Below are 13,400 nucleotides of genomic sequence, written 5' to 3'. Positions count from 1 at the left end.
CACCGGCCCCGGCGATGTTGTCCCTCACCGACCCCTAAGGAACCTTCCGTCATGCGCACGAGACCGGCCCTGCCTCTCGCTCTGATCGCCGCCCTTTCCGTCACCGCCACCGCGTGCCAGTCCTCGTCAGGGAAGGACTCCGCGCCGTCGGACGCGAAGAACGCTCCCTCGGCCGCACCGTCCGTCGCCGACTACAACCCCGAGCCGTACGACCGGATCAAGGAGGGAGGCACGTACACCACGGTCGGGACCTTCGACGATCAGGGCAACCCGTTCAACGTCAATGCCACGCTGACGGCGTCCCGTATCTGGGCCTGGTACAACGCGGACGCGATCACCTACTCGCCGACCGGTGACGTGCAGTACAACCCGGACTACTTCAGCGACGTCAAGGTATCCGTGGAAGGCGGGAAGCAGAAGGTCACGCTCACCATCAACCCCAAGGCCGTGTTCAACGACGGCACCCCGATCGACTGGACCGCGATCAAGGCCACGTGGCAGGCCGACAACGGTTCCGACAAGGCCTACGCCGCCTCCTCCACGGACGGCTACGACCAGATCACCTCGGTCGAGAAGGGCAGGAACGCCAAACAGGCCGTGATCACCTTCAAGGCAGTGAACCCTTCCTGGTCGAGCCTGTTCACCACCTTCCTGCACCCCAAGGCCGCAACGGTCGAGAACTTCAACAACGCCTACGTCAAGAAGGCCCACCCGGAGTGGGGCACGGGGCCGTACACGGTCGGCACGTGGGACACCCACTCGGGGAACATCACGTTCGTCCGCAACCCGAAGTGGTGGGGCAGGAAGGGCAAGCTCGACAAGCGCGTCTACGTCAACCTCGAATCGACCGCGGCGATCAACGCCTTCAAGAACGGGCAGCTGGACTACGTCTCCGCGGTCGACGCCGAGAGCCTCAAGCAGATCAAGGGCCTCAAGGGCACCGAGATCCGCAGTGGCGGAAGCCCCTTCGAGTACTCGCTCTACTTCAACACCGAGTCCTCCGTCCTCGCCGACGAAACCGTGCGCAAGGCCATCGAGGAGAGCATCGACCGCACGCAGATCGCGAAGATCCGGTTCCGGGGCCTGGACTACAAGGAGCCGCTGCCCGGTTCCGCCATCCTCTACAGCTTCCAGAAGGGCTACGAGGACAACGTCGCAGCCGTGCTGAAGTACGCGCCGGACGACGCCAGGAAGGCACTCGACGCGGCGGGCTGGAAGCCCGGGGGCGACGGCGTACGGGTCAAGAACGGCAAGAAGCTCGAAGTCGGCTACACCCTCCTCGGCGACGACCCGCTGGACAAGGCGACCGCCGGCGCCTTCGCGGCGATGCTGAAATCGGTGGGCATCCGCCTCGACATCAGGAAGGCGGACGAGGCGGATTTCTCCAAGATCCTCAGCGACCGCAAGTTCGATCTGTTCCTGTCGGGAAACCGCTCGATGGACCCGTTCGGCGCCCGCTACCTGTGCGACTTCTACTGCTCCGACCGCGACTCCAACATCACCGGTGCGGGTTCGCCCGCGCTGGACACGCAGATCCGTGCCACCAGCGAGATCGCCGACCTCGGCAAGCAGGCCGCGGCGGCCAACCGGGTCGAGCGGAAGGCGCTCCAGGAGTACGCCTTCCTCCCGCTGTTCAGCGGCCCCTCGACCTACGGCGTGAAGAAGGGCCTCGCCAACGTCGGCGCGACCATCTTCTACAACCCGCTCCCGGAGACGGTCGGCTGGGAGAAGTAGCCGGCCCGCGGGACATCGCCGCAGGACAGGCAGAAGGACCTGGGGAGCCTGACGCTCCTCCCGACTGAGCCGGGCGGGGCACGGCTGCCGGCCGCCGTCGACTCGGCCGGCAGTCCGGCTCAGGACCCGCCGCGCTCGCGGGGGATCTTCAGGCCCGCCTCGATCGCCACCGGCAGCCGGTTCTCGGCCGGTGGCAGCGGGCAGGTGGCCAGGTCCGTGTAGGCGCACGGCAGGTTCGCGGCACGGTTGAAGTCCAGGACGACCGTGCCGTCGGCGGCAACCGGCTCCAGGGCCAGGAACCGGTTGGCGGCGTAAGTGGTGACCCCGGAGGTCGAGTCGGTGAACAGCACCATCAGCCGGCCGGCACCATGTCCGGGGAACGCGGTCAGGGACAGCTGACGCCCGTGCAGCTCGAACTCGATCCTGCCCGGAGCGTCGTACACATGCTCCAGGCCCTCGACGGCCGCGCCCACGGTGGTCGGCCGCGGCTCGTCGAAGGGGACGTACCGGCCGGTCACGGCCCAGCGCGGGTCGGGGGCGTAGGCGGGTGTTCCGGTGAAGGCGGTGCGCAGCGGCGCGTCCGGGTGCCGGGGGCGCACGATGTCGTGGCCCCCGCGCCTGGCGACCTCGATGACGGCGTCTTGCCAGACCGCGTCGACGCTGCTGCGCTCGGCAAGCACGCCGAAGCGGTGTTCACCCCGCACCGGCGTTCCGTCGACGACCAGTTCCTCGCCGTCGTCGAGCTCTACGACGACCCCCTCGGGGCCGGTGTGCCACGTACCGGGCGCGTCGGGGAATCGCTGCGGCCGGTCGTCGAGCCAGTGCAGGCTGGTGATGGCCAGGAACCCGTGCGGGTCGGCGAGCCTGGCCTCCTGGGCGCGGTACCAGTCCAGCCAGTTCTCGGTGAAAGCCTGGAGGTCTGTCGTGGTGACCTCAGTCGTCATGAGTTCTCCTCGGTCGAGCGAGGCTCGGCCTCGCACAGGGGTGTGGGGCATCTGCCGGGTCGAGGCCCGGTGGGTGCGCTCATCCGGCCAGTTCGCCGAGGAGTGCCCAGGTGCGACGGCGGTCCGCCTCACCCGCGATCTCGGTGCCCGAGAACACGACCTCGGTGGCGCCGGCGTCGCGGTAACGGCGTACCTCGGCCTCGACCGCCTTCTCGTCGCCGATCACGGCCACGTCGGCGGCCCGGCGGCCGCCGGAGAGTTCGATGACCCGTGCGTAGGACGGGATCTGTTCGTAGAACGCGAGGCTGTCGGTGGCCTTCGTCCGCACCGCGTCCACGTCGTCCGTGACCACCCCCGGCACCAGGGCCACGATCCTGGGCGCCGGACGGCCGGCGGCCTCCGCCGCGGCGGTCAGGGCGGGGACGATGTGTTCCGCCAGGGCACGCGGGCCCGCCAGGTACGGCAGGATCCCGTCCGCCAGCTCACCGCTGACCCGCAGCGCCTGCGGCCCCATCGCGGCGACGAGCACGGGGACGCCCCCCTCGGCGCCCGGTACCCGTGCCGGAACCGGGGTGGTGGCGGTGAGCAGCTCACCGTGGAAGTCCGCAGTGCCGGTCTGGGTCAACTGCCGTAGCGCCGTGAGGAATTCACGCAGACGGGCGATGGGGCGCTCGAAGGGCAGGCCGAAGCCGGTCTCCGTGAACAGTTTGGTGCCCAGGGCCAGACCGAGGTGGTAGCGGCCGTGCGTCGCGGCCTGGGCGGTCTGGGCCTGGCTGGAGACGAGCAGTGGATGCCGCCCGAAGACGGGGATCGCGGAGGTGCCGACCTGCAGTCCGGGCACTTCGCGCCCGACGATCGCCGCGAGCTGGGGTGAGTCCGCGCCGAAGGTCTGGCCGAACCAGGCCGACCGCAGACCGGCGGCCGCGGCCTCCCGGGCCAGCTGCACGCTGGCGTCGACCTGGTTCTGCGCGCCGGAGGCGTTGAGTGCTACTCCAACAGTCATGCCAGTCAGAACGGGCGCCCGCCGGACCCGCATTCCGGTACGTGTGTGACAGCTTTTTGTCAGTCATGTGTACGGGAGCCGTATCTCCCCGCATCACCAGCGCGGGCATACCGGCGTCGGCCCCGTCGACGAGCGCTAAGCGGTGTCATCTCGCCGTCGCGACAGCCCGGGTTGATAGCCTGTGGCGATGGACGAGGCGTTGGACCAGGGGCCGTTCTTTCACGGCACAAAGGCCGACCTGCGGGTGGGAGATCACCTCACCGCCGGTTTCCGTTCCAACTACCGGCCCGACATCGTGATGAACCACATCTACTTCACCGCGTTGCGTGACGGCGCGGGACTCGCCGCCGAACTCGCCGCCGGCGACGGGGCCCCGCGAGTGTATGTCGTCGAACCGACTGGGGAGTTCGAGAACGATCCAAACGTCACCGACAAGAAGTTCCCTGGCAATCCCACCCGCTCCTATCGCAGCAGGGAACCGCTCCGAATCGTTGGAGAGGTCACCGACTGGACGCGACAGACACCCGAAGCTCTCCAGATATGGCGAGACCGGCTGGCCGCAATCCGCCTGGATGACCGCGCCGAAATCATCAACTAAGCGTTGCCGTAACTGCTGGTCACGGGTGAGATGATCTTGTCGTGGCTGGTGTGATCACGGCGTAGGAGCCGTCGTGATCTCTGCGGGGCCGGGCGCGGAAAGATCCCGGCCGCAGCCCACAGCCGGACCGCGTCGATCTTGTCGTGCCGTAGTGGCCGGCCTCGCTTTGGAGGTAGCGGCTGCGGCACCGGCCTGCTCACCGCCGCGAGATCCTCGGGCGCTGGACGCGCCACAATCCGGACTTCACGACCGAGCCGCTGCTTGGCCTGGTGGTGACCAGCTTCGACATTCCGGCCTGCCGGCACCGCTGAGTCTCGTGCTCCAAGCCACCACGGCCCCCTTCCTGGCCGCCCGCCTCGTGGGAAACTGCACGTCGGCACCGTCGGGCGGCACGATCCGCTTCCGGGACCGTCGCCGCCCAGCACGAAGGAGGACCTCGGCAATCGTTGCGGCAGGAGGGCGGGCAGGCCACCGTATCCGTTTGCCCTCCGGTGCCGGCCGGAAGTGTGGCGCATAGGGCAGCGGTGTGGCGGGGAGCGAGTCGCACCGCCGGGTCAGGGTCGAGGCAGCTGGGACAGCGCGGCGTGGCCGATCTGCAGGAGGGCCGATCCGTCCATGTTGGTCTTGGCGAGGAACTCGATGCCCTGCAGGACCGCGAGGAGCAGGCGTCCGAGCTCTTGCGCGTCGGCACTGGGATCCAGGTCTCCTTCTCGCTGTGCCTCCTTGACGCAGGCGATCAGGAGGTCTTCGACACGCTGATAGGTCGTTCGGGCTCGGGAGACCACCTCGGGATCCTGGCTGTGCAGCTCGGACGTGCTGTTGACCATGAAGCAGCCGCGTCGCTGCGCGTCTCCGGCGAAGCCGTTGGCCGCGCCTTCCAGGAGGTGGGTCAGGCGCTCCAGGGCCGGCCCTGGTCCGGTGAGGATCTGCCGGACGCTGGTGAGCTGCTCGTCGCGATAGCTGTCCAGTACGTGCAGGAAGAGCTGGCGCTTGTCACCGAACGCTCCGTACAGGCTTCCTTTGCCCAGACCTGTGGCGGCCGTCAAATCCTGGAGCGATGTGGCTGCATAGCCGCGGTTCCAGAACTGCTCGCGCACGGACTCCAGAACCTGGTTCTCACCCGAACGTGGTCGGGTGATCCGGAACGCGGGATCGCGGCCACCCCCTGTTCCAGCACCCAGCGAGTGCCACCTGGGCCGGCGTGGCGCCGAGGGCCCGGCCCACGGCACCCAAAGCCTCGACCTTCAGCAGCCGCCCCTGCTCGACCGGGGAGTAGGCCATGACCGTCACCCCGGCCTCGCGGCACCAGGGGAGCAGATCCCACTCGATGCCGCGCCGGAGAAGTTGTACAACACCTGGTCGACGGCCACGGCGTCGCCGCCGGGGAGGGTGGTCAGCTCGGTCATGCCGGTGACGTCCAGATTGCTCACGCCCCAGTAACGGATCTTCTCCGCCTCCATCAGGTCGGTGAATCCCGCAAGGGTCTCCTCGAGTGGCCACCGTCCCCGCCAGTGCAGCAGGTAGAGGTCCAGCCGTTCCGTACGGAGCCGCCGCAGGCTGCTCTCGCAGGCGGCGACGGTGCCTTTCCGGGTTGCGTGGCCGGGCAGCACCTTGCTGACGAGGAAGACCTCTTCCCGGCGTCCCCGGATGGCCTCCGCGACGAGTTCCTCGGATGCGCCGTCGCCGTACATCTCCGCCGTGTCGACGACGGTCATGCCCAGGTCCACGCCCAGCCGCAGCGCGGCGATCTCCTGTTCACGCCGGGCCGGGTCCTCGCCCAGGTACCAGGTGCCCTGCCCGAGCGCCGCGATCTCCTCACCGGAGGGGAGCGCGATCGTTCTGGCCGATGGCGCAGACATCTCGGGCCTCCCGTCTGCCGCGGGTCCGCGTCACGCGCGCCCGCACCGGGTGCCCGGGTCCGCGCCTCCCAGACAACCGGTGTCGCATGCGCCGCAGGGAGGTCAGTAGGGGCGAGCGGACTGCGCCGAGAGCGCGCCGGGACCGGGTGCGCGGTCGCGCAACGCGACGGCGACCGACACGACGGCGCCGCAGGAGAGGACCGCCGCGAAGCCGATCATCGCGGTCTGCACGGCGAAGTGCCGCAGGGCGATGCTGAACAGGACGGAGGGCAGGCCCATTCCCAGGTACGCGACGACGAAGAACACGGCGAGGACCCCCGCGCGTGAGGCGGGCGCGGCCACTGAAACGGCACGTTCGACGCCTCCCTTGAACAGCAGCCCGGAGCCGGCTCCCGACAGGGACACGGCGACCAGGTAGAGCCAGAGCGCCGGGTGGTAGAGGGCGACGGCGCACAGGACCAGGCCGACCGGGAAGGCCACTGCCCCCACGGTCAGGAGCCGGGGCAGTAGGAGGCGGCCCAGCACGAGCTGGGCGGCCGCCGCGGAACCGAACATGAGGAAGGCCGCCAGGCCGACCACGAGGTGCGAGTCGGTGTGCAGGGTGCCGTGGAGCACGCTCGCCCCGAGAGAGGAGATCAGGCAGCTCCAGGTCCACGGTCTCCGGCGTGGACAAGACCAGCACCAGGCACACTGCCATGGCGAGCGTGAAGATCGCCTGGGTGGTGATCAGGGGCGTGGGAAGCCATTCGGCGGCGGCTCCGGCGATCAGGGGCCCTGAGGCCAGGCCGCCGAGGTTGGCGGCGGTGGTGGCCACGATGCCGGGCAGCACCGGACCCGTCCGTTCCGGACGGGCCTCGTGGTGGAGGTCGTGGAGGTACGTCGTCGCGGTCGAGGCCATCAGCCCCAGTCCGACACCGTTCAGGATCCTGCCCGTGATCAGCTCCGGCAGGTCCCGCCACACGATCAGTACGACCGATGCGACGATGCCGACCAGCAGCGCCGGGACGATGATGCGTCGCCGGCCGAGCCGGTCCGACAGGTGACCCAGTCCGAGGAAGGCGGCAGCTGCGCCCACGACCATCGAGGCGTACGCCATCGTGACCGTGGTCGCGCCGAAGTGGTCCCGGGCCTGGTACAGCGGCCACAGCGGGGTCGGCGCCGTGCCGAAGGCCATCAGCACGGTGAAGGCCACCGCTACGAACCAGAACCGGTCGTGTGCGAGGCTCGGCGCCGGGCGGGGGCGCGGGGCGGCAGGCCGGCGGGAGCGGGTGCTGGGATCCGGTGGGTCGGGTCGTCGGAAGCGTCGGCTGTGGGACGGCTCAGCGCGTCGGAAACGGCAGGCAGGGGTACCCCTCCTCGGGAGGAAGTGGATGGCGCTTTCCCTCCTCACCAGGCAGGATCAATGCCAACGAATGTTTCTGCTGAGCTCGAGCAAGGCGAGTGTTACTTCTCGTGTGGAGCTACGTCAGCTGGAGCACTTCATCGCGGTCGCCGAGGAGCTGGGTTTCACGCGTGCCGCACGTCGGCTGCACGTGGTGCAGTCGGGGGTGTCCGCCGCGATCCGCTCCCTGGAGCGCGACCTCGGCGGCGCGCTGTTCGAGCGCACGTCGCAGCAGGTCCGGCTCACCGGGGCGGGCGCGGCGCTGCTGCCGGAGGCTCGGGCCACCCTGCACGCCGCCCAGGCGGCCCAGGACGCCGTGCGCGCCGCACAGGACACGCTGCGCGGCACGGTGAATGTGGGCGCCATGGCCTCGGTCGAGGTGGTGGACCTGCCTGCGCTTCTCGGGCAGTTGCACGCGCGGCATCCGGCGATCGACGTCGGCTGCGGCTGGCCACGACCGGATCGGCGGGACTGGCGCACGCGCTGCTCAGTGGCGACCTGGACGTGGCCTTCCTGTCGCTGCCCGAACGCAAGCCCGCCGGGATCGACGCACGGGAGCTGGCCACCGTGCCGCTCGTCCTGGTGGTGAGTGCGGCCATCCGCTCGCGCAGCGGGAAAAGGTGGCACTTGCGGACCTCGCGGGGGAACCCTTCGTGGACTTCCCGCCGGGCTACGGCTACCGCGAGGTGGTCGACCGGGCGTTCGCGGCGGCGGGCGTCGTACGCCGGGTGGCACTGGAAGTGCCCGACATCGACATGGGGGCGGCACTGGTCCGGCACGGTCCGGGCATCGCCTTCCTGCCCGCGTTCGCCGTTGCCCGCACCCCCCGGCCTGCACGTCCTGGACATCCACGACGCCATGCTCCGCTGGAGCATGCATCTCGGCACGTCGTCGACCCGACGGCCCAGCGCGGCTCTGCGGGCGCTGCTCGACCTGGTCGACCTCCACGTCATCGCCCTGTGACGCCCGGGCCGCGGCCCGGACGTCACCCGTCGGTGGTGTCCGGCCCCCTGCGTTCGCCTCGCTCCGGCCGCGACACCTGCCGCAGCATCCGCTGACGCTCCCGCTGCCGTGGTCCACAGGCGGCGTCGGACACCTTCTCGGCCCCTCCGAGGCTGGTGCGGAAGGCCACGCCGGTCATAGCGATGGCGGTGATGAACCAAGGCCCCCATCTTCTGGCGCGACGCGACCTCGCTGGATCAATCCGGGGAAGGGCCACCCACCCACTGCAGCGCTGTAGCAGGGCAGCCCGCCCAACTGCTACCGACACCGCTCGGCGCAAAAGTTCCAGTGAGGCATCAGCCCGGTCCGCCCAGCACGATCTTCCACACTCGGGTCGCCACCTGGAGGTTCAGCCGGTCCTCGACGTTCGCGAGGTCGTGGCCGCTGATGTCGCGGATGCGCTGGAGCCGATAGCGCAGCGTGCTGCGGTGGATCGCGAGGGAGTCGGCGGTCTCGTCGTAGTTGCCGCCGCAGTCGAAGTACCAGGACAGGGTCTCCACCATGGCCGCGTGGTGCCGGGAGTCGTAGTCGATGAGCTGCCCGAGCCACTCGTGGACGAACGTCTCCAGTTCCCGGTAGTCATTGCCGGGTCCCAGGATGCGGTAGAGGCCGAGCTCGTCGAAGAACGTCGTGCCGTAGCGCTCGTGGGAGTGGCGGCGCACGTCCAGGGCGCGCTGCGCCTCCTGGTAGTGGTGGGGGATGTCGTCCACGGCGTCGCAAGGGGCGCTCACCCCGATCGTCCCGGACCGTGTTCCGGTCTCCCGGGCGAGCGCCTCGTACAACGCGCGGGCGTGCGGCCTGTCGCCAGTGATGAGGACGACGTGGTCGGAGCGGCGGGTCAGTAGCGAGCGCATGCCCACCGCAACGGCCGCCCGACTCACGGTCTGCGCGAAGGAATCGTCGGCGGTCCGGTTCGACCACTGCACCACGACGACGTAGTGGCTGCCGTGCAGGTCGTGTCCGACTGCCTCGGACCGGGCGTAGGCGCTCGGCTCGTCCGTCCCTGCCAGGAGGTCGTCGGCCAGCTCGCGGTGCAGCCTCAGCTCCACTTCGGCCAGATTGCGCAGGTGCGTCAGCTCCAGGGCGAGCGACGCGGCGGCGTATCCAAGCGCGAGTACGGTGTGCTCGTCGGCCTCGTCCCGGGCATCGACCAGGGCCAGCACGCCCAGGATCTCGCCGTGCGGGCGGATCAGGGTGATCAGCCGGTCCCTTATCCGCACCGGCCCGGTCTCTTTGGCGACGGCGTGCAGCATGTCGTCCTGGCGCACGGGGTCCGGTTCGGGATAGGGGACGGGGCGGTCGGGACCGGTCCAGGACCTCAGCCGACCGAAGCGGTCCTCGACCAGCGCGGGAAGTCCAGTGAGCCCGTGCAGTGCGCGGGTGACAGCTTCGTCGCCGCCGCCGGAGGCAGCGACGTCGGCCATGAGAGCGTGAACGGCTCGCTCGTAGCCCAGCTCAGCCACCACAGAGATCAGCTGCCGATGGAGGGCTGTGCGCTCCTCCCTGAGTCGGCGCAGCTCCAGCGCGTCCTCGCGTTGGCGGCGGTGTACGAAGGCGACCGACAGTGCAGCAGTGGTGTGCCGGACGAGCAGGGCGAGCAGGGATCGCTCGGCCCTGGTGGGCCGGGAGCGGGATGTGACCACGAGGTAGCCGTGGAGTCCCTCAGGTCCGCGTAGCCCCAGGGCTCGGCCCCAGGGCCTGCCGGCCACGGTCACGTTGCCGTCCTGCCCGCCCAGCTCGCGCACCCTCCGGCCCACGGCCAAGGCATGCGGCTGCCTGCTCCTCGGGCTGGGGACCAGGTCGTCGTCCATCTTGAGGTATCCGGCCTCGGCGCGGTATGGCCCCGCGGCGGCTATGTGGTCCATGGCCAGGCGCAGGATCTCGCCTTCGTCCGGAGCGTCGAACAGGGCGCGGGAGAGCGCGACCAGTTCGTGGAGGGCATGGTCGGCTGGGGTGCGAGCGGGCAGGCGGGGTCCCCTGCGCGCGGCCGTGGGGCGCCGCCCGACGCTGCGCCGTGGAAGGCTGCCCTTTCGGTCGGAGTACCGGTGGTACGGGCTGTATGCCCGACTGCCGACCATGGGATCACTCCGTCCTTCGGAGGTGAGCGGCTTTCGCGTACCCGCTCCCGGGCCGGCTACCCGAGACGTGTGGGTTCTTTGTCTCGTACTCGTGGGGCGACCGGACCCGTGCGTTCCTGACTCGCCAGGCGCAGGCGTGGAGCCACCCGGTTCGTCACCCTGGGGAGTGCTCGAGACCCTCCGTGCGCACCGGTGGGAAACCGGCGGAGTCCCACCTCTACCTGAGCGAACGTGATCCGGAGAGTCGACGCAGGCGCTGCACCGGGAGGAGTTCCTCATGGCCAAGGCAGTGGGCATCGACCTGGGCACCACCAACTCGGTGATCGCCGTGTGGGAGGGCGGCGAGCCGTCCGTCGTGCCCAACAGCGAGGGCAACCGCACGACACCGTCCGTGGTGGCCTTCACCGACACCGGGGAACGTCTGGTGGGCCAGCTGGCCCGGCGCCAGGCGATCCTCAACCCCAAGGGCACCATCTACTCGGCCAAGCGGTTCATCGGCCGGCACTTCGACGAGATCTCCGACGAGGCCAGGGCGGTGGCGTACGACGTCGTCGAAGGCGACGGCGGGGCGGCCCGCTTCAAGGTGCGCGACAAGCTGTACGCGCCTGAGGAGATCAGCGCACAGGTGCTGCGCAAACTCGCCGACGACGCGTCCAAGCAGCTGGGGGAGCGGGTCACGGAGGCGGTCATCACGGTGCCCGCCTACTTCAACGACGCTCAGCGCACCGCCACCAAGGACGCCGGGCGGATCGCCGGACTGGAGGTGCTGCGGATCATCAACGAGCCGACGGCGGCCGCCCTCGCGTACGGCATGGACAAGAAGGAGCACGAGACCGTCCTCGTCTTCGACCTGGGCGGCGGCACCTTCGACGTGAGCATCCTCGACGTCGGCGACGGCGTGGTGGAGGTGCGCTCCACCGCCGGTGACAGCCACCTGGGCGGCGACGACTTCGACCGGCGTCTGGTGGACTACCTGGCGGACGGCTTCCAGAAGGAGAACGGCATCGACCTGCGCAAGGACCCGCAGGCGCTGCAACGACTGTTCGAGGCGGCGGAGAAGGCCAAGACCGAGCTCAGTTCGGTGACGCAGACGCAGGTCAGCCTGCCGTTCATCACCGCTGACGCCTCGGGCCCCAAGCACCTCACCGACTCGATCATGCGGTCCACGTTCGAGCAGATCACCGGCGACCTGGTGGAGCGTTGTCTGGGACCGGTCCAGCAGGCCATGGCCGACGCCAAGGTCGGCGAGAGCGACATCGACGAGGTCATCCTCGTCGGCGGTTCCACCCGCATCCCCGCCGTCCAGGCTCTGGTCCGCCGGCTGACCGGCGGCAAGGAACCCAACATGAGCGTCAACCCGGACGAGGTCGTGGCCCTGGGCGCAGCGATCCAGGCCGGGGTGCTCAAGGGCGAGGTCAAGGACGTCCTGCTGCTCGACGTCACACCCTTGTCGCTGGGCGTGGAGACGCGCGGCGGAGTGATGACGAAGATCATCGAGCGAAACACCACCATCCCCGTGCGCCGCAGCGAGACCTTCTCCACCGCCGAGGACAACCAGCCGGCCGTCGATGTGGTGGTCCTCCAGGGCGAGCGCGAGCGGGCCGCCGACAACCGGGTGCTGGGCCGGTTCCAGCTCACCGACATCCGGCCGGCGCCGCGGGGCGAACCACAGATCGAGGTCACCTTCGACATCGACGCCAACGGCATCCTCAACGTCAAGGCCCGCGACCGGGACACCGGCAAGGAACAGGGCATCACCATCAGCGAGAGCTCCAACCTGGACCGCAGTGAGGTCGAACGCATGGTCCAGGAGGCCGAGCGCAACCGGGGCCAGGACCAGGCACTCCGCGAGGCCGTCGACGCCCGCAACGAACTCGATGCCGTCGCGTACCAGGTCGAGAAGCGCCTCGCCGAACTGGGTGACGCAGCGCCCGCGCACGAGAAGGCACGCGCCGAAATGCTCGTGTCCGACGCCCGGGCGGCGGTCAAGGAAGAGGCGGGCGTAGAACGCGTGCGGCCTCTGACCTCCGAACTCCAGCAGGTACTCGCCGGGCTGGCGGCCCATCAGGGCGCCGCCGCCACAGGGGGCGGTCCCGGCCAGGACGCCGCCACCGGCGGTCCCGCGAGTGGCGGTGGCGGTGACGATGATGTCATCGACGCCGAGTTCGACAAGAGCTGAGGCGCGCCATGCCCACCCACCCCCAGGAACCCGACCGGGCCGCGTCGGATCCGGGCGCACGGGTCCCGGAAGGCGCCGGACCTCCTCCTCGCGGGGATTTGCCCCAGCCGGCCCCGCCCCGGCCCGGAGCGGCGAACGGCGAACCGGGACCGGATGCCGCCGGCCCCGTGCCTGCCGAGGACGAATACACGACCGCGATCCAGGAAGTGGAGGACCGCTGGCGGCGCGCACTCGCCGACCTCGACAACCTTCGCAAGCGTCACGCCAGGGAACTGGAGCGCGAACGGGCGGTCGAGCGGTCCCGCACGGCGGCCGCCTTCCTACCCGTCCTCGACAACCTCGAACTCGCCCTGACCCACGCCGGCGCCGATCCGGGCGCGATCGTGGAGGGCATCCGGGCCGTACGCGACCAGGCGGTGAACGTCCTCGAACTGCTCGGCTACCCGCGGCATGCGGAGGCCGGCGTCGCCTTCGACCCGGCCCGGCACGAGGTGGTCGGTGTCGTCCAGGACCCCGACGCCCCACCGGGCACCGTCGTCGAGGTACTGCGCCCCGGCTACGGGGACGGCGAACGGCAGCTCAGGCCCGCCGCCGTGACGGTCGCGAAGCGGGAGTGACCGGT

11 protein-coding genes and 3 pseudogenes are annotated in these 13,400 nt (G+C 70.0%); 7 read left to right on the top strand and 7 right to left on the bottom strand.

From position 1 onward, the window contains the following. The first annotated feature begins 51 nt into the window (after positions 1-51). Positions 52-1,734, top strand: a complete 1,683-nt coding sequence (locus tag ACGFRF_RS27015) for an ABC transporter family substrate-binding protein (RefSeq protein ID WP_393744159.1) — start codon at positions 52-54, stop codon at positions 1,732-1,734. A gap of 119 nt (positions 1,735-1,853) precedes the next feature. On the opposite strand, the gene ACGFRF_RS27010 is transcribed toward ACGFRF_RS27015, so the two are convergent. Together ACGFRF_RS27010 and ACGFRF_RS27005 are read right to left on the bottom strand one after the other, a co-directional pair. Continuing rightward, positions 1,854-2,678, bottom strand: a complete 825-nt coding sequence (locus ACGFRF_RS27010) for a DUF1684 domain-containing protein (RefSeq protein WP_393744157.1) — start codon at positions 2,676-2,678, stop codon at positions 1,854-1,856. Positions 2,679-2,757: 79 nt separating this feature from the next. Then, the gene (locus ACGFRF_RS27005) at positions 2,758-3,681 is read right to left on the bottom strand and encodes an LLM class F420-dependent oxidoreductase (RefSeq protein ID WP_393744155.1); all 924 of its coding nucleotides are present in this window, start codon (positions 3,679-3,681) and stop codon (positions 2,758-2,760) included. A gap of 187 nt (positions 3,682-3,868) precedes the next feature. Here ACGFRF_RS27005 and arr point away from each other — a divergent pair, with 187 nt between their 5' ends. Further along, positions 3,869-4,279 carry an NAD(+)--rifampin ADP-ribosyltransferase gene (arr, locus tag ACGFRF_RS27000; RefSeq protein WP_393744153.1) on the top strand — a complete coding sequence of 137 codons (411 nt, stop codon included), beginning with the start codon at positions 3,869-3,871 and terminating at the stop codon, positions 4,277-4,279. Between the two features lie 554 nt (positions 4,280-4,833). On the opposite strand, the gene ACGFRF_RS26995 is transcribed toward arr, so the two are convergent. The 4 genes and pseudogenes from ACGFRF_RS26995 to ACGFRF_RS26980 all read right to left on the bottom strand — a co-directional run. Then, the gene (locus ACGFRF_RS26995; RefSeq protein WP_393744151.1) at positions 4,834-5,376 is read right to left on the bottom strand and encodes a TetR/AcrR family transcriptional regulator; all 543 of its coding nucleotides are present in this window, start codon (positions 5,374-5,376) and stop codon (positions 4,834-4,836) included. Next, a pseudogene (locus ACGFRF_RS26990) lies at positions 5,322-6,138 on the bottom strand (aldo/keto reductase). The gene ACGFRF_RS26995 and the pseudogene ACGFRF_RS26990 overlap by 55 nt, the downstream one beginning before the upstream one ends. A gap of 102 nt (positions 6,139-6,240) precedes the next feature. Continuing rightward, entirely contained in the window at positions 6,241-6,753 is a 513-nt protein-coding gene (locus ACGFRF_RS26985) for a hypothetical protein (protein ID WP_393744290.1), read from the bottom strand. A 103-nt stretch (positions 6,754-6,856) separates the two neighbouring features. Beyond that, positions 6,857-7,312: pseudogene (locus ACGFRF_RS26980) on the bottom strand (MFS transporter); the annotation flags it as partial. Positions 7,313-7,508: 196 nt separating this feature from the next. Between ACGFRF_RS26980 and ACGFRF_RS26975 the strand changes: the two are divergent. The 3 genes and pseudogenes from ACGFRF_RS26975 to ACGFRF_RS26965 all read left to right on the top strand — a co-directional run bounded on the left by ACGFRF_RS26975 (position 7,509) and on the right by ACGFRF_RS26965 (position 8,482). Further along, positions 7,509-8,108, top strand: a complete 600-nt coding sequence (locus ACGFRF_RS26975; RefSeq protein WP_393744149.1) for a LysR family transcriptional regulator — start codon at positions 7,509-7,511, stop codon at positions 8,106-8,108. Continuing rightward, positions 7,991-8,295: pseudogene (locus ACGFRF_RS26970) on the top strand (LysR substrate-binding domain-containing protein); the annotation flags it as partial. The gene ACGFRF_RS26975 and the pseudogene ACGFRF_RS26970, both read left to right, overlap by 118 nt. Before the next feature lie 37 nt (positions 8,296-8,332). After that, the gene (locus ACGFRF_RS26965; protein WP_393744147.1) at positions 8,333-8,482 is read left to right on the top strand and encodes a hypothetical protein; all 150 of its coding nucleotides are present in this window, start codon (positions 8,333-8,335) and stop codon (positions 8,480-8,482) included. A 335-nt stretch (positions 8,483-8,817) separates the two neighbouring features. On the opposite strand, the gene ACGFRF_RS26960 is transcribed toward ACGFRF_RS26965, so the two are convergent. After that, positions 8,818-10,599 (bottom strand): PucR family transcriptional regulator, encoded by a 1,782-nt coding sequence (locus ACGFRF_RS26960; protein ID WP_393744145.1) that lies wholly within the window; start codon positions 10,597-10,599, stop codon positions 8,818-8,820. A 277-nt stretch (positions 10,600-10,876) separates the two neighbouring features. On the opposite strand from ACGFRF_RS26960, the gene dnaK reads away from it, so the two are divergent. Both dnaK and grpE read left to right on the top strand, forming a co-directional pair. Beyond that, on the top strand, positions 10,877-12,778 hold the full coding sequence (dnaK, locus tag ACGFRF_RS26955) for a molecular chaperone DnaK (protein ID WP_393744143.1): 1,902 nt from the start codon (positions 10,877-10,879) through the stop codon (positions 12,776-12,778). Positions 12,779-12,786: 8 nt separating this feature from the next. After that, positions 12,787-13,395, top strand: a complete 609-nt coding sequence (gene grpE, locus ACGFRF_RS26950) for a nucleotide exchange factor GrpE (RefSeq protein WP_393744141.1) — start codon at positions 12,787-12,789, stop codon at positions 13,393-13,395. The last annotated feature ends 5 nt before the right edge of the window (positions 13,396-13,400 follow it).

The organism is Streptomyces sp. NPDC048521 (genome assembly GCF_043199855.1).
Lineage (GTDB): Bacteria > Actinomycetota > Actinomycetes > Streptomycetales > Streptomycetaceae > Streptomyces.
Note: the sequence above shows the minus strand (reverse complement) of the source record. Positions and strands in the feature narration are given on the sequence as shown.